This window comes from Bacillus infantis (assembly GCF_008180445.1).
Classification (GTDB): domain Bacteria; phylum Bacillota; class Bacilli; order Bacillales; family Cytobacillaceae; genus Bacillus_AB; species Bacillus_AB infantis_B.
The window spans coordinates 82,308-103,164 of sequence record NZ_VTER01000007.1; the positions used below are offsets into that span (position 1 = coordinate 82,308).

At 48.0% G+C, this 20,857-nt stretch carries 18 protein-coding genes; all 18 read left to right on the forward strand.

Features of this window, described 5'->3' with window-relative positions; all coding sequences use genetic code 11:
• Nucleotides 1-12 precede the first annotated feature (12 nt).
• The 18 genes from rbfA to FZD51_RS14540 all read left to right on the forward strand — a co-directional run bounded on the left by rbfA (nt 13) and on the right by FZD51_RS14540 (nt 20,811).
• Nucleotides 13-384 (forward strand): 30S ribosome-binding factor RbfA, encoded by a 372-nt coding sequence (rbfA, locus tag FZD51_RS14455; RefSeq protein ID WP_022543722.1) that lies wholly within the window; start codon nt 13-15, stop codon nt 382-384.
• A 91-nt stretch (nt 385-475) separates the two neighbouring features.
• A complete protein-coding gene (gene truB / locus FZD51_RS14460; RefSeq protein WP_148975432.1) occupies nt 476-1,393 on the forward strand; it encodes a tRNA pseudouridine(55) synthase TruB in 918 nt (305 codons plus the stop codon).
• Nucleotides 1,394-1,425: 32 nt separating this feature from the next.
• On the forward strand, nt 1,426-2,382 hold the full coding sequence (gene ribF / locus FZD51_RS14465) for a bifunctional riboflavin kinase/FAD synthetase (protein WP_148975433.1): 957 nt from the start codon (nt 1,426-1,428) through the stop codon (nt 2,380-2,382).
• 118 nt (nt 2,383-2,500) lie between these two features.
• A complete protein-coding gene (rpsO, locus tag FZD51_RS14470; RefSeq protein ID WP_009795996.1) occupies nt 2,501-2,770 on the forward strand; it encodes a 30S ribosomal protein S15 in 270 nt (89 codons plus the stop codon).
• A 238-nt stretch (nt 2,771-3,008) separates the two neighbouring features.
• On the forward strand, nt 3,009-5,129 hold the full coding sequence (pnp, locus tag FZD51_RS14475) for a polyribonucleotide nucleotidyltransferase (protein WP_148975434.1): 2,121 nt from the start codon (nt 3,009-3,011) through the stop codon (nt 5,127-5,129).
• Nucleotides 5,130-5,354: 225 nt separating this feature from the next.
• On the forward strand, nt 5,355-6,308 hold the full coding sequence (locus tag FZD51_RS14480) for a polysaccharide deacetylase family protein (RefSeq protein ID WP_148975435.1): 954 nt from the start codon (nt 5,355-5,357) through the stop codon (nt 6,306-6,308).
• Between the two features lie 93 nt (nt 6,309-6,401).
• Entirely contained in the window at nt 6,402-7,640 is a 1,239-nt protein-coding gene (locus FZD51_RS14485) for a M16 family metallopeptidase (RefSeq protein ID WP_148975436.1), read from the forward strand.
• Between the two features lie 593 nt (nt 7,641-8,233).
• Complete coding sequence (locus tag FZD51_RS14490; RefSeq protein ID WP_148975437.1) at nt 8,234-8,479, forward strand: YlmC/YmxH family sporulation protein; 246 nt, start codon at nt 8,234-8,236, stop codon at nt 8,477-8,479.
• A gap of 294 nt (nt 8,480-8,773) precedes the next feature.
• Nucleotides 8,774-9,682, forward strand: a complete 909-nt coding sequence (gene dpaA, locus FZD51_RS14495; protein WP_148975438.1) for a dipicolinic acid synthetase subunit A — start codon at nt 8,774-8,776, stop codon at nt 9,680-9,682.
• Complete coding sequence (locus FZD51_RS14500; protein ID WP_009791644.1) at nt 9,672-10,271, forward strand: dipicolinate synthase subunit B; 600 nt, start codon at nt 9,672-9,674, stop codon at nt 10,269-10,271. The genes dpaA and FZD51_RS14500 overlap by 11 nt, the downstream gene beginning before the upstream one ends.
• 259 nt (nt 10,272-10,530) lie before the next feature.
• Nucleotides 10,531-11,580, forward strand: a complete 1,050-nt coding sequence (gene asd, locus FZD51_RS14505) for an aspartate-semialdehyde dehydrogenase (RefSeq protein ID WP_148975439.1) — start codon at nt 10,531-10,533, stop codon at nt 11,578-11,580.
• 29 nt (nt 11,581-11,609) lie between these two features.
• Complete coding sequence (dapG, locus tag FZD51_RS14510; RefSeq protein ID WP_148975440.1) at nt 11,610-12,854, forward strand: aspartate kinase; 1,245 nt, start codon at nt 11,610-11,612, stop codon at nt 12,852-12,854.
• Nucleotides 12,855-12,871: 17 nt separating this feature from the next.
• Nucleotides 12,872-13,741, forward strand: coding sequence for a 4-hydroxy-tetrahydrodipicolinate synthase (dapA, locus tag FZD51_RS14515; protein ID WP_148975441.1), 870 nt, complete (start codon nt 12,872-12,874; stop codon nt 13,739-13,741).
• 503 nt (nt 13,742-14,244) lie between these two features.
• Nucleotides 14,245-15,918, forward strand: coding sequence for a ribonuclease J (locus FZD51_RS14520; RefSeq protein ID WP_148975442.1), 1,674 nt, complete (start codon nt 14,245-14,247; stop codon nt 15,916-15,918).
• 169 nt (nt 15,919-16,087) lie between these two features.
• The gene (locus FZD51_RS14525) at nt 16,088-16,840 is read left to right on the forward strand and encodes a ClpP family protease (protein ID WP_148975443.1); all 753 of its coding nucleotides are present in this window, start codon (nt 16,088-16,090) and stop codon (nt 16,838-16,840) included.
• Complete coding sequence (locus FZD51_RS14530) at nt 16,837-17,055, forward strand: YlzJ-like family protein (protein ID WP_009791636.1); 219 nt, start codon at nt 16,837-16,839, stop codon at nt 17,053-17,055. Before FZD51_RS14525 ends, FZD51_RS14530 begins: the two co-directional genes overlap by 4 nt.
• 270 nt (nt 17,056-17,325) lie before the next feature.
• Nucleotides 17,326-19,680: a DNA translocase FtsK gene (locus FZD51_RS14535; RefSeq protein ID WP_148975444.1), complete on the forward strand. Its 2,355-nt coding sequence runs from the start codon at nt 17,326-17,328 to the stop codon at nt 19,678-19,680.
• A gap of 405 nt (nt 19,681-20,085) precedes the next feature.
• Nucleotides 20,086-20,811, forward strand: a complete 726-nt coding sequence (locus FZD51_RS14540) for a GntR family transcriptional regulator (protein WP_009791684.1) — start codon at nt 20,086-20,088, stop codon at nt 20,809-20,811.
• Nucleotides 20,812-20,857 lie beyond the last annotated feature (46 nt).

The following is a 20,857-nucleotide window of genomic DNA, read 5'->3' on the forward strand; positions in this document are numbered from 1 at the left end:
AGAGGTGATCATATGAGCCATAGAGCAAACAGAGTTGGAGAACAAATGAAGAAAGAGCTTGGCGAGATCATTGGCCGAAAGATCAAGGATCCCCGCATTGGCTTTGTGACTGTAACTGATGTTGCTGTTACCGGAGACCTGCAGCAGGCAACCGTATATATCTCGGTTCTCGGCGACGAAGAGAAAAGGGAAAACACGCTTAAAGGACTTGCCAAAGCAAAAGGGTTCATCCGTTCAGAAATTGGACAGCGCATCCGTCTTCGCAAAACACCTGAAATCATCTTTGAGTTTGATGAATCAATCGATTATGGAAATCGCATTGACACACTTCTTCATAAAATACAGGAAGAAGGCCAATCTAAAGAAGAACAGGATAAAGAATAAGCTTCCGGAAAAGGATAGACTCTGGTCTATCCTTTTTTTGGCTGCCCAGGCCGGGGAGCCGGCGTACATACAGTAATGGAGGGGTATGGAAATGGAAGGAATCATACCGTTATTTAAACCTAAAGGGATGACATCCCATGATTGTGTATTCAAGCTCCGCAAAATCCTGAGGATGAAAAGGATCGGCCACACCGGCACACTTGATCCGGATGTGACGGGAGTCCTTCCCATCTGCATTGGCAGGGCCACAAAAGTTGCGGAATATATCACAGATGCCGGTAAGGCTTATGAGGGCGAAGTCACACTCGGCTTTTCCACATCAACAGAAGACGCATCTGGTGAAAAAATAGAAGAAAAACCTGTTGCCGGTAGAATTGCAAGAGCACAAGTCCTCGATGTCCTTGAGAATCTGAAGGGTGAGATCACACAGACGCCGCCTATGTACTCTGCTGTAAAGGTGAATGGCAAAAGGCTTTATGAATATGCCAGAAAAGGAATCGTGGTAGAGAGGCCGACACGAAAGGTCAGCATCTACTCAATCGAGCTGCTGAGCGGGGAGCAGGAATTCGAAGGGCCCTATCCTTCTTTCCGCTTCCGGGTCGAATGCAGCAAAGGGACTTACATCCGTACGCTTGCTGTGATGATCGGAGAAGCCCTCGGTTATCCTGCCCATATGTCTGACCTTGAAAGAATCCGCTCTGCCTCTTTTGAGAAAGAGGAGTGCCTGACATTCGAAGAGATTGAAGCTCTTCAGGAAAGCGGGGAGCTTGCGGCAAAAATCAGGCCGCTCGAAGAGGGGATTTCTCATTTGCCGAAATACACGATTAGTGATACAGTTGCAGAGAAAGTAAAAAATGGAGCACTTCTGGATATACCGGATTTCCTGGAGGCAGAAACAGGCCCGATTGTCGTCCAGACAGAGGCAGGGACTGCCCTGGCCATCTATCTTCACCATCCGGCAAAGCCCGGCCTTATGAAGCCGTCCAAAGTGCTTAGAAACGAAGCATAGTATCCAGCAATAGAAAAAGGTGAGTATCATCAATGGAAGTCATTGCTATTAAACATCCCCATCAATTTGCCAGAACGGATTTTCCCGGGCTGTCCATGGCCCTGGGTTATTTTGACGGGGTTCATCTCGGACATCAGAAAGTCATTCTTGAAGCGAAAAAAGCGGCAGAGCAAAAAGGGCTGAAAAGCGCAGTCATGACCTTTGATCCCCACCCTTCTGTCGTACTGGGGAAAAGCGTGCAGCATATAGAGTATATAACGCCTCTTGAAGATAAAATCAAAGAGATAGAAAAGCTTGGCGCCGATTATTTATTTGTCGTCGAATTCAGCAGCAGCTTTGCCAGTCTGCTTCCGCAGGAGTTTGCAGACCAATATCTGATCGGCCTCAATGCCAGGCATATAGTGGCTGGTTTTGATTACAGCTATGGCAGGATGGGCAAAGGCACGATGGAGACCCTTCCGTTTCATTCAAGGGAAGAATTTACATACACTGTGGTCGACAAGCTCACAGACGGCTCGGAAAAAATCAGTTCTACCCTCATACGCCAGAAAATCAGAGAGGGGCATACAGAAGAACTTCCGGGACTGCTGGGCAGATATTATACCACGCGCGGCACTGTCATCCATGGAGATAAGCGGGGCAGGACGATCGGCTTTCCAACCGCAAACATCGACATCGGAACCAGTTATATCTATCCGCCTACAGGGGTGTATGCCGCCAGGATGCGCGTTGATGGCAGCTGGGCAGAAGGCGTCTGCAATGTCGGCTATAAACCGACATTCAATAAGCCGGCTGCCGACCGGCCCTCAATAGAGGTCCACCTCTTCGATTTCAGCAGGGAAATTTACGGCTCTGAAGTAGAAATAGAATGGCACCGCTATTTGCGTTCAGAAAGGAAGTTCTCAGGCGTAGATGAACTGGTTGCCCAAATTTCGAGGGATAAAGACGCAGCTGTCGGCTACTTTGAAAATAATGAAGGTTTAACTTGATTTTTGTCCTGAAAAGCTGTATTCTTATAAACGTACCAAAAATAAGAACCTTTGCTTGGCAAGTCGAGTCACCGACGCTTGCTCAGTGACAGGGGATAAACATTAGGAGGTGAACAGGATGGCAATCACTCAAGAACGTAAAAATGAACTGATCAATGAGTACAAAACTCATGAGAACGATACTGGATCTCCAGAAGTTCAAATCGCTGTCCTTACAGAATCAATCAACAACTTAAACGATCACTTACGCACTCACAAGAAAGACCACCATTCACGCCGCGGTCTTCTTAAGATGGTAGGTAGACGCCGTAACCTATTGACTTACCTGCGTAACAAGGATGTTACCCGTTACCGTGAGTTAATCACTAAGCTTGGTTTACGCCGATAGTATTGAAAGCGGGATTTTTTCCCGCTTTTTTATCGTCTTTAAGTGATATTTCAGAAAGCCGGCTTATAAAAAAGCAGGCTTTCCTTATACATAGATTGATTTTTTACATAGAAATTGTGCATACTAAATACAACTATGTCTTTTTTTGATTTATAAAAGAATTTTACGATGGTTTAGGCTAATACAATAATTCGCTAAACCTCTAAAAAGTTTACACGCAGAGAGGGGTTTATAAGCAATGGGACAAGATAAGAAGATTTATTCCTTGGACTGGGCCGGACGTACGCTTACAGTGGAAATCGGGCAGCTTGCAAAGCAGGCCAATGGAGCAGCGCTGATCCGTTATGGAGATACAGCAGTCCTCAGTACAGCAACAGCATCAAAAGAGCCAAAAAACCTTGACTTTTTCCCGCTGACAGTCAATTACGAAGAACGCTTGTATGCAGTTGGAAAAATACCTGGAGGCTTCATTAAACGTGAAGGCCGCCCAAGTGAAAAGGCCATTCTGGCCAGCCGCCTGATCGACAGGCCGATCCGCCCGCTGTTTGCTGACGGTTTCCGAAATGAAGTACAGGTTGTAAGCATGGTAATGAGCGTTGACCAGGACTGTTCATCCGAGATGGCCGCTATGTTTGGCTCATCTTTGGCACTGAGCGTTTCTGATATTCCTTTTGGAGGCCCGATTGCAGGGGTGACAGTAGGAAGAATCAATAATGAATTTGTCATCAACCCGACAGTTGAACAGCAGAACGGGAGCGATATGCATCTTGTTGTAGCCGGGACAAAGGATGCCATCAACATGGTTGAGGCCGGTGCGGATGAAGTGCCGGAAGAAACGATGCTTGAAGCCATCATGTTCGGCCATAACGAAATCAAGCGCCTCATTTCCTTCCAGGAACAGATTGTTTCTGAAGTTGGAAAAGAAAAAACCGAAATTAAATTATACGAAATTGATGCAGACATCGAATCCCGGGTTCGTGAAATTGCTGAAAAAGATATGGTTTCAGCCATTCAGGTGCAGGAGAAACATGCCCGTGAAGCTGCCATTAAAACAGTGAAAGATGCTGTATTGGCACAATACGAAGAGCAGGAAGCAGACGAAGATACCATCAAACAGGTGAAAAAGGTGCTAGACAAGCTTGTCAAAGCCGAAGTCCGCAGATTGATCACTGAAGACAAAGTTCGCCCGGACGGCCGCGGACTTGACATAATCCGTCCGCTGTCATCTGAAACAGGCCTGCTGCCCCGCACACACGGTTCAGGGCTGTTTACAAGGGGCCAGACCCAGGCTCTGAGCATCTGTACGCTTGGCGCACTCGGAGATGTCCAGATCCTTGACGGCCTTGGCATCGAAGAAGAAAAACGCTTTATGCACCACTATAATTTCCCTAACTTCAGCGTAGGGGAAACAGGGCCGATGAGAGGTCCGGGCCGCCGTGAAATCGGGCATGGAGCTCTTGGTGAGCGCGCTCTTGAACCGGTTATCCCGAATGAAAAGGATTTCCCTTACACGGTCCGCCTTGTTTCAGAGGTTCTTGAATCAAACGGCTCCACTTCCCAGGCCAGCATCTGTGCGAGCACACTTGCGATGATGGATGCGGGTGTTCCGATTAAAGCTCCAGTTGCAGGAATCGCGATGGGCCTTATTAAGTCAGGAGAGCATTACTCAATCCTTACTGACATCCAGGGAATGGAAGACCATCTTGGAGACATGGACTTCAAGGTGGCTGGTACATCGAAAGGTGTGACCGCTCTGCAAATGGATATCAAGATTGAAGGGCTTTCCCGTGAAATCCTTGAAGAAGCACTTCAGCAGGCCAAGAAAGGCCGGATGCAGATCCTTGATTCTATGCTTGCGACAATTGCAGAGCCGAAGAAAGAGCTTTCCAAGTATGCGCCTAAGATTCTTACAATGTCGATCAACCCGGACAAGATCCGCGATGTTATCGGGCCAAGCGGGAAGCAGATCAATAAAATCATTGAAGAAACCGGCGTAAAAATTGATATTGAGCAGGATGGAACTGTCTTCATTTCTTCCATAGACCAGGAAATGAACGACAAAGCCAAGAAAATCATCGAAGACATCGTCCGTGAAGTTGAAGTCGGCCAGATGTACCTTGGCAAAGTCAAAAGAATTGAAAAGTTCGGAGCATTCGTTGAGATCTTCAATGGAAAAGACGGACTTGTGCATATTTCCGAACTCGCCGAAGAGCGTGTAGGCAAAGTGGAAGACGTCCTGTCACTGGGAGACGAGCTGCTTGTCAAGGTTACAGAAATCGACAGGCAGGGCAGAGTCAACCTTTCCCGCAAAGCAGTTCTTAAGGAACAGCGCGAAAAGCAGGAGAAGGCACAGGATTAATTTTTACCGGTTCATCATAAGATGAAGGCTTGGCCGGCATGCAGGGGAACGCAGACGAATGCAGCTTCCCGCCGGCTTTGGCTGCAGCCGGATTTTAAAGCCAGGGACATCCCTGGCTTTTTCTATACATACAGAACCATGGCAAAGCAGCCCTCAGTATATTTCCAGCCGCTGTTCTACCCTGTCCACCCTTCACATAAAAATTAGTGAAGGAGGGCTGAGAAAATGAAGAAATTAGCTGGTATGCTGCTGATCGGTGCTTTTTCGCTGATGCTGGTCAATAACCCTTTTACAGATCTTTATGTATCGCAGCTGAAAATGGAAAGCCTTGCTGTAACAGCAGAGTCAGATTCTCTTATACAAAGGATAGAGAAGGAATCTGAGAACTATTACATAGCTCCACAAGATGCCAGGATCGACCCGGTCTGGAAAGCTATACCCGGCTACAATGGGGTAAAGGTTGATGTAGAGGCTTCTTATAAAAAAATGAAGGGCGAGAAGAAATTCGATCCCGATAAATTGGTGCTGGAGCAGATTGAACCGGAAAAGAAACTGGGTGATTTGCCTCCTGCCCCCATTTATAAAGGAAATCCCGACAAACCTATGGTATCTTTCATCATAAACGTTGCATGGGGAAATGAGTACTTATCGGGAATGCTTGCCACTTTGAAGAAACATAAGGTAACAGCCACTTTTTTCCTTGAAGGAAGGTGGGTCCAGCAGAATCCTGAGCTTGCCAAGATGATTACAGAAGCAGGGCATGAAGCCGGGAATCATTCCTTTACCCATCCGGATATGAAAACCATATCCTCGGCCCGCATCAGGGAAGAGATTGAAAAGACCAACCAGGTCATTAAAGCAACAACCGGACAGGAAGTCACCTGGTTTGCTCCCCCAAGCGGAAGCTACCGGGATGAAACAGTCCGGATTGCAGCCGAAAAGAAACTGAAGACGGTCATGTGGAGCCTCGATACAGTCGACTGGCGTAAGCCTTCCCCGGAAGAGCTGCTGAACAGAGTGGTCCCAAAGGTACATAATGGGGCAATCATTTTAATGCATCCAACCGATTCTGCAGCTAAGTCACTCGACAGTATGATCACGCAAATCAAAGGAAAAGACTTTGAAATTGCCTCAGTTTCAAGATTGTTAAGCGAAGAGCGTATTATGGATAAAAAGTGATAGATAAACAGGATTTTGGAAAAAATAACAATAATGAGCTATACTAACTAAACCGCGCTAAATGCACCAGGATAGAGAACAGGAGGAGTTGCTTTGATAAAGAAATATACATGCCAAAATGGTGTAAGAGTAGTTCTGGAAAATATACCGACGGTCCGTTCAGTTGCAATCGGTGTCTGGATCGGGACCGGTTCAAGGAATGAGCATCCCGGAAATAACGGAGTCTCTCATTTTCTGGAGCATATGTTCTTTAAAGGGACAAAAACAAGAACAGCCAGGGAGATAGCAGAATCCTTTGACAGCATCGGCGGCCAGGTTAATGCATTCACGTCAAAGGAATACACATGCTATTATGCCAAGGTCCTTGATACACACTCAAAATTTGCACTTGATGTACTGGCCGATATGTTCTTTAATTCCACCTTTGTGGATGAAGAATTAAATAAAGAGAAAAATGTTGTGCTCGAGGAAATCAAGATGTATGAAGATACGCCAGATGATATCGTCCATGATCTTCTCGGAAAAGCTATATATGAGAGCCATCCGCTTGGCTATCCGATCCTCGGGACTGAGGAAACACTGGAGACCTTTAAAGGGGACACATTAAGGGAATATATGCATGAAACTTATACTCCAGAAAATGTTGTCATCTCCATTGCCGGCAATATCTCCGATTCTTTCATCCAGGAAGTGGAGAAGCTGTTCGGCTCCTATGAAGCCGGAAAGCAGGAAAGAAATCAGGAAGAGCCTGTTTTTCATTCAAACCGGGTCTCACGGAAAAAAGAGACCGAACAGGCTCATCTATGCTTAGGCTATGAAGGACTTCCAGTCGGCCATAAAGATATGTACAGCCTGATTCTTCTGAACAATATCCTTGGCGGAAGCATGAGCAGCCGCCTGTTCCAGGACGTTAGAGAACAAAGAGGACTGGCGTACTCTGTCTTTTCTTATCACTCTTCATTCCAGGATACGGGAATGGTTACGATTTACGGCGGAACCGGAGCCAAACAGCTGGATGTATTGTTTGAAACAATCCAGGAAACGCTTGCTACCTTAAAGAGGGACGGCATCACTGAGAGAGAGCTGAATAACAGCAAGGAACAGATGAAGGGAAGCCTGATGCTGAGCCTTGAAAGCACAAACAGCCGCATGAGCCGCAACGGCAAGAACGAACTGCTGCTCGGAAGGCATCGTTCACTCGATGAGATAGTCGAACAAATTGATAAAGTCTCAGAAGCAGGAGTTAACGAAATGGCAAACTCCATCTTCTCAGACCAATTCTCTGTTTCATTGATCAGCCCTGACGGCGTACTGCCAAAGAATCTGGCTTAAATAGAGAAATGACTTGAACCCGGCGTGAGTGCCGGGTTTTTGTTATGTTTCGGGTAAAGGTCAGATGGGACTTCGGGAAAATTGGATAGAGGAGGCATCAAGTGCGGCCAGCTGAGGCCCTCTGAGTGATTGGCGGAATAGAGGGTGCTGGTGCGTGCGGTCAACTAAGGCACTCTGAGAGCCAGATTGGCTGGATAGAGGGTGTCAGTCCAGCTAACTAAGACCCCCTGAGAGCCAGTATGCCTGGATAGAGGGTGTTAGTCCAGCCAACTAAGACCCCCTGAGAGCCAGTATGCCTGATAGAGGGTGTTAGTCCAGCTAACTAAGACCCTCTGATAGCCAGTATGCTTGGGTAGAGGGTGTTAGTCCGGCCAACTAAGACCCCCTGAGAGCCAGTATGCCTGGATAGAGGGTGTCAGTCCATCCAACTAACCACCTCTAAAAGTCAATTTTCAGAATAGAGGTTGCCGGTGCCTCCGGCAAAAGCCCTCAATCTTGCCCCCTATGTTTTTATCAATCGAGAAGCTGGAATGCTTCTAAAATCAATTTCCTGCCGTAAATATATATTGAGGACAAAGACTGGGGGGATTTGTGTGAGACTCAGTGAACTGAGCGGGAAGGAAATTGTTGATGCGAAAAAAGCTGAGCGCCTCGGAGTGCTGGGCCAGACCGACCTTGAAATAAATGAAAAGGACGGACAAATCAAGGCCCTCCTCATTCCGTCGCTGAAATGGTTCGGCCTGAAGCGTCAGGGAGGGGAAATTACAGTGCCCTGGCAGCATATCAAAAAAATCGGCAATGATATGATCATCATTGATATGCCTGATGATGACATCTGAATCAGCAGAGCAAGGAGTGGCGGCCGTTAGGGAAGCGTGCGGCTGCTGGCAAAAGGGGTGCGGAATGATCTTTCATTCTGCACCCCTTTTGTTTTGCCATTATGGCCTTTTGATAGTGTTTTCTCTGACAAGCGTTCTCCGCCTTTTGTTTAGGTTGATTTTCCGCATTATCTGTCCGCCCATATTTCTGCCTTAAAAAACTCACCTTATCTGGGTTGCTGTCATAGGATGTTGGAGTAGTTATGTATGAGACTTAGATTCCTGTAAGATTCTTTAGAAGAAGGTGAATATTTCATGCTGACAGGGATGCAAATAGCAGTGATGGGCGGGGATGCCCGGCAGCTGGAGATCATCAGGAAGCTGACGGAACTGGATGCCAAAACCTTGCTGATTGGCTTTGAGCAGCTGGATCATGCTTTTACCGGAGCATCGAAGGAGAAAGTGGATGAAGTAGATTTTTCAGCTCTGGATAGTATAATCCTGCCTGTGCCAGGCACCAATCTGGAAGGGCAGGTTGAGACTATATTTTCAAATGAGAAGGTTTTTTTAACAGAAGATATGATCGCCCAGACACAGCCGCACTGCACCATATATTCCGGCATTACAAATTCCTATCTGGATGCTATCACCAGTCAGAATGACAGAAGGCTGGTGCAGCTGTTTGAGCGGGATGACATTGCCATCTATAATTCGATTCCGACTGTTGAAGGGACGATTATGATGGCCATCCAGCATACTGATTTTACCATTCACGGATCCAATGTGGTGGTGCTTGGCCTGGGCAGAGTCGGTATGAGTGTGGCAAGAACCTTTCACTCTTTAGGGGCAAAGGTCAAGGTTGGCGCAAGAAAGAGCGAGCATATTGCGAGGATTACTGAAATGGGGCTCACTCCGTTCCATTTGGATGATATTCAGTCATTTGTCAAAGACACGGACATTTGCATTAACACCATACCGCATCATATTGTCAGTGCTTCGGTCATCAGCAAGATGCCGGCCCATACCTTGATCATTGATCTGGCATCAAAGCCTGGCGGGACAGATTTCCGCTATGCCGAAAAGAGGGGCATCAAGGCACTGCTGGCCCCGGGACTTCCAGGAATCGTTGCCCCGAAAACAGCAGGGCAGATTCTGGCCAATGTGCTGGCCCTTCTGCTGGCCGATGACTTTCAAAATAAAAGGGGGCAACACCATGACGCTTAAAGGTAAAAAGATCGGGTTTGGCCTTACTGGTTCACATTGTACTTATGATGCTGTATTTCCTGAAATTGAAAAGCTTGTCAATGCAGGAGCAGAGGTGCTCCCGGTTGTAACGGGCACTGTTCAGAATACTGAAACAAGATTTGGAGCGGGGGAGGATTGGATTGCGAGAATCGAGAACCTGACTGGCAATAAGGTGATTGATTCGATCGTAAAGGCAGAGCCCCTCGGACCGAAGATACCGCTGGACTGCATGGTCATTGCGCCATTGACAGGAAACTCCATGAGCAAGTTCGCCAATGCGATGACAGATTCCCCGGTTCTGATGGCGGCAAAGGCAACGCTCAGGAATCAGAGTCCTGTTGTAGTCGGCATCTCCACAAATGATGCCCTTGGACTGAACGGGATGAATCTGATGAGGCTGATGGCAGTAAAGAATATATATTTCATCCCATTCGGACAGGATGATCCAGTTAAGAAGCCCAATTCCATGGTTGCCAGGATGACCCTGCTTTCTGAGACGATTGAAGCGGCCATCACGGGAAAACAGCTCCAGCCGGTCATTGTTGAACGCTATAAAGACGGCAACTGATCTCTGCACCTTCCATCATAAAAAAGTTTATTTCTTTAACGGGTGAATATGTTAAAATGAAAATATTAAATATGAGTTTGTCCAGCTATTCAATCATTGGACCATCATCTCATATACTGGAAGCATAGTGAATGCTATACTACAATAAGAATGGCGGTGGCGAAGAAAACAACAGCTGCCGTCCTCTTATATTGCCTGTAAAAGAAAAAGCAGCCTAAAACCGATTAATCATTTTGTATGCTGGAAGGGGAAGTTTTGGATGGAGAACAAAAAAGGATTTCACGTTGCAGTCGTCGGAGCTACCGGAGCTGTTGGACAGCAGATGCTGCAGACTTTAGAAAGCAGAGATTTCCCTGTATCGAAATTAACTTTACTATCTTCTGCCCGCTCAGCCGGCACAAAGGTAAGTTATAAAGGAAATGAATATATTGTGGAAGAAGCGAAGCCGGAGAGCTTTGCCGGTGTGGATATCGCATTATTCTCAGCAGGCGGCGGCGTTTCAAAAGAGCTGGCTCCGCATGCTGTTGAGCATGGCGCCATTGTGGTTGATAATACAAGCGCATTCCGCATGGCGGAAAACGTGCCGCTCGTTGTCCCTGAGGTGAATGAAGAAGACCTTAGGAAGCATAATGGGATTATCGCCAATCCGAACTGCTCTACCATTCAGATGGTTGCAGCCCTTGAACCGCTGCGGAAGAAGCATGGCTTGAGCAAGGTCATTGTTTCTACGTATCAGGCTGTTTCCGGTTCTGGCGCTGCGGCAGTTGAAGAGCTGTACAGCCAGACTAAGGCGATCATTAATAATGAAGAGCATGAGCCGAAGATCCTTCCGGTCAAAGGCGACAAAAAGCATTATCAGATTGCCTTTAATGCCATCCCTCAAATTGATATGTTCCAGGATAATGGATTTACATTTGAAGAAATGAAAATGATCAACGAAACAAAGAAAATCATGGATATGCCAGATCTTCAGGTGGCGGCTACCTGTGTCCGCCTGCCTGTAGCAACCGGCCACTCGGAGTCTGTATACTTTGAGCTGGAAGCCGGAGGTGTGGGTGCACAGGAAATCAAAGACATCCTTAAGGATGCCCCTGGTGTTGTGCTTCAGGACGATCCTGAAAATCAAATCTACCCGATGCCTGCAGATTGTGTAGGCAAAAACGATATCTTTGTCGGCCGGATCCGCAAGGACCTTGACAATGACAAAGGCTTCCACATGTGGGTAGTCTCTGATAACCTGTTGAAAGGCGCTGCCTGGAATTCTGTGCAGATCGCTGAAAGCTTAATCAAACTGGAATTGGTGAAATAAGTGGATACGGATATTTTTGAGGTGTTACGATGAAGATAATCGTCCAGAAGTTCGGAGGCACATCCGTACGGGATGACAGCAGCCGGGCGCACGCAAAAAGGCATATTAAAAAAGCTTTGTCGGAAGGCTATAAAGTAGTGGCTGTCGTTTCCGCAATGGGGCGGCAGGGAGATCCGTACGCAACTGATACCCTCTTGTCGCTGATCGGCGGGAGCGGCAGCAAAATCAGCAAGCGGGAAAATGACCTTCTTTTATCATGCGGTGAAACCATTTCGAGCATTGTGTTCACCAATATGCTGAAGGAAGAAGGCATCGAGGCATCCGCATTGACGGGTGCACAGGCCGGCTTCAGGACCAATAGCGATTTCACGAATGCGAAGATCATCGAAATGAAATGCGACAGATTGCTCAGGGAGCTTGAGGAATCCGATGTCGTCGTAGTGGCAGGCTTCCAGGGGGCAGCCAAGAATGGAGATATCACGACCATCGGCAGAGGCGGAAGCGATACATCAGCCGCTGCTCTCGGGGCTGCGCTTCAGGCAGAGTGGATTGATATCTTCACAGATGTAGAAGGCATCATGACGGCCGACCCGCGCATCGCCGAGAATGCAAGGGCGCTTTCAGTCGTCACCTATACAGAGGTCTGCAATCTTGCCTATCAGGGAGCCAAGGTCATCCATCCCCGTGCGGTGGAGATCGCCATGCAGGCCAAGGTGCCGATCAGGATCAGGTCCACATATTCCGACGGACTTGGAACTTTGGTCACAAGCATCACTAAAAACAGCCGCGGCAGCGATATTAAAGAGCGCCCTGTGACCGGCATCGCGCATTTGTCCAATGTGACGCAGATCAAGGTCTTTGCCAAAAAGGACCAGTACAACCTGCAGGCAGAGGTCTTCAAAGCGATGGCCAATGAACAGATCAGCGTCGACTTTATCAATATTTCGCCGAATGGCGTTGTATATACCGTTTCTGAGGATATGGCTGACAAAGCGGTCAAAACGCTTGAGCAGCTGGGCCATGAGCCGGTGCTTGAGCGGCATTGTGCCAAGGTTTCCGTTGTGGGAGCCGGAATGGCGGGAGTACCGGGTGTCACTTCAAAGATTGTCACAGCACTTTCAGAGGAAAGCATCAGGATCCTCCAGTCAGCGGACAGCCATACAACCATCTGGGTGCTGGTCAAGCAGAAGGATCTTGTCAAGGCAGTCAATGCCCTGCATGATGCCTTTCAGCTTGAGCATGAGTCCTTAGAATTCGAACAGACAGATATATAGGCAGGGAGTTGTAAAGAATGGTTCTATTTGGAAGAGTTTCTACAGCAATGGTGACGCCTTTTGATAAAAAAGGCCATGTGGATTTTACAAAAACAACGCAGCTTATCAACCATTTAATCGAGAACGGAACAGATTCCCTCGTGGTTGCCGGCACAACAGGGGAATCGCCGACACTGACAAAAGAAGAAAAGCTGGCTCTGTTCAAGCATGTTGTCAAAGTTGTCGATAAAAGAATCCCTGTCATTGCAGGAACAGGCAGCAATGATACGTATGCTTCTGTTGAAATGACAAAGAAAGCGGAGCAGATCGGTGTGGATGCCGTTATGGTCGTTGCTCCGTATTATAATAAACCAAACCAGGAAGGATTGTACCAGCATTTCAAAACGGTTGCTGAAAGCACATCCCTGCCTGTCATGGTTTACAATATCCCGGGAAGGTCTGTAGTTAATATCGCTCCGGAAACAGTGATCAGATTGTCACAGATTCCTAACATCAAGGCTGTCAAAGAAGCGAGCGGCGATTTGAACAGCATGACAGCGATCATTGCCGGCACGGATGAAGACTTCCTTCTGTATTCAGGAGACGATGGATTGACGCTTCCGGCGATGGCGATTGGTGCAGCTGGAGTGGTTTCTGTAGCTTCCCATGTGATCGGGATTGAAATGCAGAGCATGATCTCTTCTTTCCTTGATGGAAATGTCGGAGAAGCTGCTGTCAAGCATCATAAGCTCCTTCCGCTCATGGAAGGCCTTTTTGCCGCACCAAGCCCGGTCCCAGTCAAGACTGCGCTTCAGCTGAAGGGCATCGACACGGGTTCAGTAAGGCTGCCGCTTGTCCCTCTGACCGAACAGGAAAGAGCCGCACTGCTCAGCTTGTTCCAAAACTAAATAAAACGATCCTAAATCAGGCCGGAGAGCATTGCTCCCGGTCTTTTCCTAAAGAGATGACCGCTGCCTCCAAAACGAAAAAATAAAATTGGTTGTCATAAAATTCATTAATCAAGTATAATGGGTGTAACTGAACTCGTCCGATTATGCAATACATTTTTTGAATATTCTTTCATAGATAAAAGCGGCCATGAATAGGGGCTGCTTTGCCATAAAGCAGGCCAGCTGTGAGGAAGGCCAGAAATCAGTGTGGGCTGCTCCGGATTCAGGAAGGAAGAGTGATGGCTTATCCTAGGAAATAGGTTTGCCTGTCAGATCCGTTCCTAAGCCGGTCCCGGCTTTAGGCCGCCATCATGCTTTTTTGCTGAACCATGCAGTCAGTATACATAAAAGTTTTAAGGACGTTTTCTGTTTTTAAGCGTGTTAAGCTATACAGCTATATATATTAAAAAGGCTCGCCCCTGTCCGGGGTACAGCCGAAACAGCATTGGAGGAGCTTTTAGGTGAATAATAGAAAAAATGAAAGCATCAGGCTGATCGCCCTCGGCGGCGTCGGGGAAATCGGCAAAAATATGTACCTTGCAGTAGTGGATGAAGATCTGTTTGTCATCGACGCAGGGCTAATGTTTCCGGAGAACGAAATGCTTGGGATTGATATCGTGATTCCGGATGTTTCCTATCTGGTACAGAATAAAGACAGAATCCGGGGCATTTTCCTGACACATGGACATGAGGACCATATTGGGGCTCTTTCTTATGTGCTTAAAAAGGTATCTGTCCCTGTCTATGGCACAAAGCTGACCCTTGCTTTGGCCAAGGCGAAGATGAAGGAGCAGGACTACAGGGGCAAAGCAGAACTGGTTGAAATCAATTCCGATTCTGTGCTTGAATTTGAACATTCGAGTGTATCTTTTTTCCGGACCAATCACAGCATCCCTGATTCAGTCGGGATCTGCGTCCATACTTCAGAGGGAAGCATCGTCTACACCGGCGATTTTAAGTTTGACCAGGCTGCTCCTGAATTGTACAAAGCGGAGATTGGAAAAATGGCCGGAATCGGCGATAATGGGGTACTATGCCTTCTGTCAGACAGTACAGATGCAGAAAGGCCGGGATACTCAACATCCGAGGCAGTCGTGCAAAAAGCGATGGCACATGCATTCTACAGCGCAAAAGGAAGGGTCATCGCAGCCTGCTTTGCTTCTGATTTAATTCAGATCCAGCATATATTCGATGCGGCAGAGGAAAGCGGCAGGAAAGTTGCCGTGGCCGGGAAGAGCATCCAAAAGGTATATGACCTGGCAGTCCAGCTCGGTTATTTGGCTGTCAAAGATGACATCCTCATACCTTTATCAGAGCTTGGCAGCTTCAGGGACCATGAAGTGGTCATCCTGACGGCCGGCTCCCAGGGCGAGCCGATCGAAGCGCTGCAGAAAATGGCGAAAAGGACCCACAGGCAGGTGACGATCCAGGAGGGTGACACCGTCTACCTCGCTGCTGCCCCGATCAGGGGGGGAGAAGTGTTCATCTATAAGACGATGGATATGCTTTACAGGGCCGGAGCGACCGTGATCACAGGAAAGAACAGTGCCACTGCATCAAGCCATGGAAGCCAGGAAGAATTGAAATTCATGATCAATCTGATGAAGCCGAAACATTTCATCCCTGTGCATGGAGAATATAAAACCCTGAAATCGCATGGAAAGCTAGCGGCAGAATGCGGGATCAGCCAGGACTCGATCCTGATTCCTGAAAAAGGGGATGTCTTTGAGATCAAGGATGGCAGAATCAAGCAAAGCGGCCGGGTGCCGGCAGGAAATGTACTCATTGACGGGATCGGCGTTGGTGATGTCGGGAATATCGTCCTGAGGGACAGAAGGCTGCTTTCACAGGACGGGATCTTGATCGTTGTCGTGACGCTGAACCGCCATGATAAGCAGATAGCGGCTGGGCCTGAAATCATTTCACGCGGTTTTGTATATGTGCGGGAATCTGAAAAGCTGCTGGTTCAGGCAGCCGATATGGTCAAGGAAATCGTCCATCGCGGCTCCCAGAGAGAAAGTTTTGACTGGGCTGCTGTCAAACAGGATATGCGCGACGAGCTCAATCAATTCTTCTACGAAAAAACAAAGCGCCGTCCGATGATCCTGCCGATCATCATGGAAGTGAAGCAATAGATTACAGCATATGTCTAGAGGCTATGAAGCAGCTGCTTCATGGCCTTTATTTTGATTAAAACTGTAAATCTTCCCGCGCGAAAGAATTGCCCGTTTTTTGGCTGTGCCGGAATGAAAAAGGCATTGGCGTCCATACTAACGATATTAAGCCTTGAAAGGAGAATACAGGATGGATGAGAATTTTTTTCAAAATGCCAATGAAGGCGGAGGAAGCCCGGAACAGCCCAAGGAAGATAAACCATCTGCACTGATGGAAAAAATACAGCAGCTGGGCCAGACAAATGTGCCCCAGCTTTCGCAGGATACAACCATTCATTGTTTAACGATTGTCGGACAAATCGAAGGGCATCTTCAGCTGCCGCCGCAAAATAAAACGACGAAATATGAGCATCTGATCCCCCAGATTGTAGCAATAGAGCAAAACCCGAAAATTGAAGGGCTGCTTGTGATCCTGAATACAGTGGGGGGAGACGTGGAGGCCGGGCTGGCCATTTCTGAAATGCTTGCTTCCCTTTCGAAGCCGACCGTATCAATCGTGCTTGGAGGCGGCCATAGCATCGGTGTTCCGATTGCTGTATCCTGCGACTATAGTTTTATAGCGGAAACGGCCACGATGACGATCCATCCGATCCGCCTGACAGGACTGGTCATCGGGGTGCCGCAGACTTTTGAATATCTGGATAAGATGCAGGACAGGGTCATCAATTTTGTAACGGGGCATTCAAAGGTGTCAGAACAGAATTTCAAGGACCTGATGTTTGCAAAAGGGAATCTGACAAGGGATATTGGAACGAATGTTGTCGGTGCAGATGCGGTATCCTGCGGCTTGATTGATGCAGTCGGCGGTGTCGGGCCTGCCCTTAAGAAGCTGAATGAGCTGATTGACCTGAACAAAGGCAAGGAAGAGGGGCTGGTGCAATGATTTTATACACATCGATGCCCCAGGAATTGATTTTCCAGCCGGAAGAAAGCGCGTTTGCCAGACAGAAATTCCTTTCTTTTGAAGGGATACCTGTGCTTGCCGAAGCTGTCGGTGATATGCCCCAGCAATATACAGTGATCAGGGTCATGAGCACAGACCCGAATCATTTTCTGGATGATAGATGCATGCCCGGTTCTAAAATTACAATAGTATAACCCAAAATCCGGGCTATATGCTATAATATTGTTATAATACTAAGAGCAGCCATATGGCTGCTTTCCTTGTAATGCTGCGGCTTTCAAGGAAGCAGCGGTGCGGCCGGATTGCCGGGATGGAGAAAGGGCAGTTCCGTTTATGCTCCGCCTTTTTAGGGCTCGGCAGTCTGCCGGGTTTTCTTTGTTTTTAAGGTGAGTGTCGGACGTCTGCCGCATGCCGGCTGAGGCAATAATGAATCAGGATAGAAATCTGCAGTACAGGGTGATGAAATGGCAAAAAGAAAAAGAAGGCAATCGAAGAGCAAAGAAAAACTGAAAAAAACCGTGCAATATGAACTGACTGGATTGATCATGATTGCCCTGTCAGTGATTTCAATAGCAAAACTCGGTGCGGTCGGGACATCGATCGTCATGTTCTTCCGTTTTTTCATGGGAGAATGGTACATACTGGGGCTTTTGGGGATGGCTGTGTATGGAGGATATCTGATGTGGAAAAGGGAACGGCCGTATCTTTTCCATACAAAGCTGATGGGGCTGTACCTGGTCATCGCTTCCATGCTTCTTCTTAGCCATGTGACACTTTTCCAGCTGCTTTCAAACGGCGGCAAGTTTGAAGATCCGAGCGTCATCGGCAACACATGGGAGCTATTCTGGATGGAGGCAGGCGGCGAAACGAGCACGACCGATCTCGGCGGCGGGATGGTTGGCTCGGTGCTGTTTGCGATGTCTTACTTTTTGTTTGATGAAGCGGGCACAAAGCTGATTGCTGCATTACTGATTATAATCGGGCTCGTGCTGCTGACCGGAAAGACCTTTGGGGAAGCGGCAGGCAAGCTGTTCATCTCCATTTGGGGCTTCATCAAAAAGCAATGGGAAGCGTTTTTGGAAGATATGAAGGAATCGAAGCGGAAGTTCCGTGAAAGAAGCGATGAGCGGAGGCAGAGGCAGGAAGAGCTTCGCCAGTCAGCCGAAGAGCGGGAGCCTGAACCGTCCGTCAATATGGCCCAGCCGCTGCCGGCTGAAGAAGAGCCTTCGCCTGAGCCGATCATTTCAAGCTTCGCTGAGCGGGCATACCAGCAGCAGCCTGAACCCGTGAAGGATGCCGCAAAGCGAAAGTCCAAGACAGGAGGCGAAGAGGCAGCAGAGGATGAGTCTGCACCAGCCATCACTTTTACGGAAGTGGAGAATGTGGAGAATATCGACTATGAGCTTCCTCCGCTGAGCCTCCTCACTATGCCGAGGCAGGCGGATCAAAGCGGTGAGTATGAACAGATACATGCCAATGCCGCCAAGCTTGAGCGCACCTTCCAGAGCTTTGGGGTTAAGGCCCGGGTCACTCAGGTCCATTTGGGTCCTGCAGTAACCAAGTATGAGGTCCATCCCGATGTGGGCGTGAAGGTAAGCAAAATTGTAAGTTTAAGTGATGACCTGGCCCTTGCCCTTGCAGCAAAGGGAATCAGGATCGAGGCGCCGATCCCTGGCAAATCTGCGGTGGGGATTGAAGTGCCGAATACAGAGGTTGCCATGGTGTCCCTGCGTGAAGTGCTCGAATCCAAGCAGAACGACAGGCCGGACAGCAAGCTGATGATCGGCCTTGGCCGCGATATCACCGGCGAAGCTGTCCTGGCTGAGCTGAATAAGATGCCCCATCTGCTTGTTGCCGGGGCAACGGGCAGCGGGAAAAGTGTCTGCATCAATGGCATTATCACAAGCATCCTGATGCGCGCCAAGCCGCATGAAGTGAAATTGATGATGATCGACCCGAAAATGGTCGAGCTGAATGTGTATAACGGTGCACCCCATCTGCTGGCACCTGTTGTCACCGATCCAAAGAAAGCGTCACAGGCGCTGAAAAAAGTGGTCAGTGAGATGGAGCGGCGCTATGAACTATTTTCCCATACAGGGACCCGGAACATTGAAGGCTATAATGAGCATGTTAAACGCCATAATGCAGAAGAAGAGGCACAGCAGCCCCTCCTGCCTTATATCGTTGTCATTGTGGACGAGCTGGCAGACCTGATGATGGTGGCGTCCTCGGACGTTGAGGATGCCATCACCAGGCTCGCACAGATGGCGAGGGCCGCAGGGATCCATTTGATCATCGCGACCCAGCGTCCATCTGTAGATGTCATCACAGGGGTCATCAAGGCGAATATTCCTTCAAGGATCGCTTTTGCTGTATCCTCCATGACAGATTCCAGGACCATCCTGGACATGGGCGGCGCGGAAAAACTCCTTGGCCGGGGGGATATGCTCTTCCTTCCTGTCGGCGCTTCTAAGCCGGTCAGGGTCCAGGGCGCTTTTCTTTCTGATGAAGAAGTAGAAGAGGTAGTCGATTTCGTCATTTCCCAGCAGAAAGCGCAGTATCAGGAAGAGATGATCCCCGATGATGTGCCGGAAACAGCGTCAGAGGTTGATGACGACCTTTACGAAGAAGCGGTGGAGCTGATTGTGGAGATGCAGACTGCATCCGTCAGCATGCTTCAGAGGCGCTTCAGGATCGGCTACACCCGGGCGGCAAGGCTCATTGATGAAATGGAGCTGAGGGGGATTGTAGGACCATACGAAGGCAGCAAGCCAAGGGCGGTCCTGGTTGCCAAGGCATCAGAGGAAGCAAGTTCATAAGTGGAAGAAGACCGGTCCAGGGTGGCCGGTTTTTTTTAGCTTAAAAAAAGATAGCAGAACAGCAGCGAATAAGGTTATACTATTAAAAGCGCTTTCATAATATTGGAGGGCCGGCACTGTTTTTATAGTCAGCGAGTCTTGCACAATGGAAGAACTTTCAATTTAGTTAGGGAATAAATAACAGGAAAGCGCTTAAAAAAGAATGGTTTTTCCTAGTATTGCCGTTTCTGAATCGGGTGATTTTTAAGTGTTTTCTGATAAAGGGATTCAAACCACCTTTTTTCGACAAATTCTCGAAATTCTATTTATTTATTAAATAAAAAGTGTTATAGTATTTTCGATTAGTAGGAATCATTAAACATCAGAGGTCTGATGTCTTGAGAACAAAGGTTGGAGGAACCCTGCATGTCAATTAAGTCAGATAACCGGCATCTATACCTGCAAGTCATCGATCGATTAAAGCAGGACATTGAAGAAGGGCTCTATAAAGAAAGAGAAAAGCTTCCTTCTGAATTTGACCTTGCAAAGCAGCTTGGAGTAAGCAGAGCTACACTGCGTGAAGCGCTCCGTATTCTTGAAGAAGAAAACGTGATTATCCGCAGGCATGGTGTAGGAACCTTTGTGAATGCAAAGCCTCTCTTCACTTCAGGAATCGAGCAGCTTAACAGCGTGACAAATATGATTCTGCAGGCAGGGATGAAACCAGGAACCGTATTCTTAAGCTCAGTCACTCAGGGGCCGACCGAAGAGGATGTGCGCCGTTTCTCATGTTCAGCGGAGGAAGGGATTGTGGTTATCGAAAGGGTCAGGACAGCGAATGGGGAGCCTGTGGTCTACTGTGTGGACAAGCTGCCGGAAAAGATTCTTCCGGAAAGCTTCACGCACGACCAGGAATCGATTTTTAATGTGCTCGAAGAAGAAGCCAATAAAAAAATCACCTATGCCGTTGCCCAGATCGAACCGATCGGCTACCACGAGAAGATTTCCCCGATTCTCGAATGTGAACCGGAAACTGCACTGCTTGTGTTAAAGCAGATGCATTACGACGAAATGGATGAACCAGTCCTTTACTCGGTGAATTATTTTAAGGCCGACAAGTTCAGCTTCCATGTCCTTCGCAGGAGAATATAATTTTTTTGCGGAAGTGAAAGCGAAAACAAATCTGTTTTTCAGAATA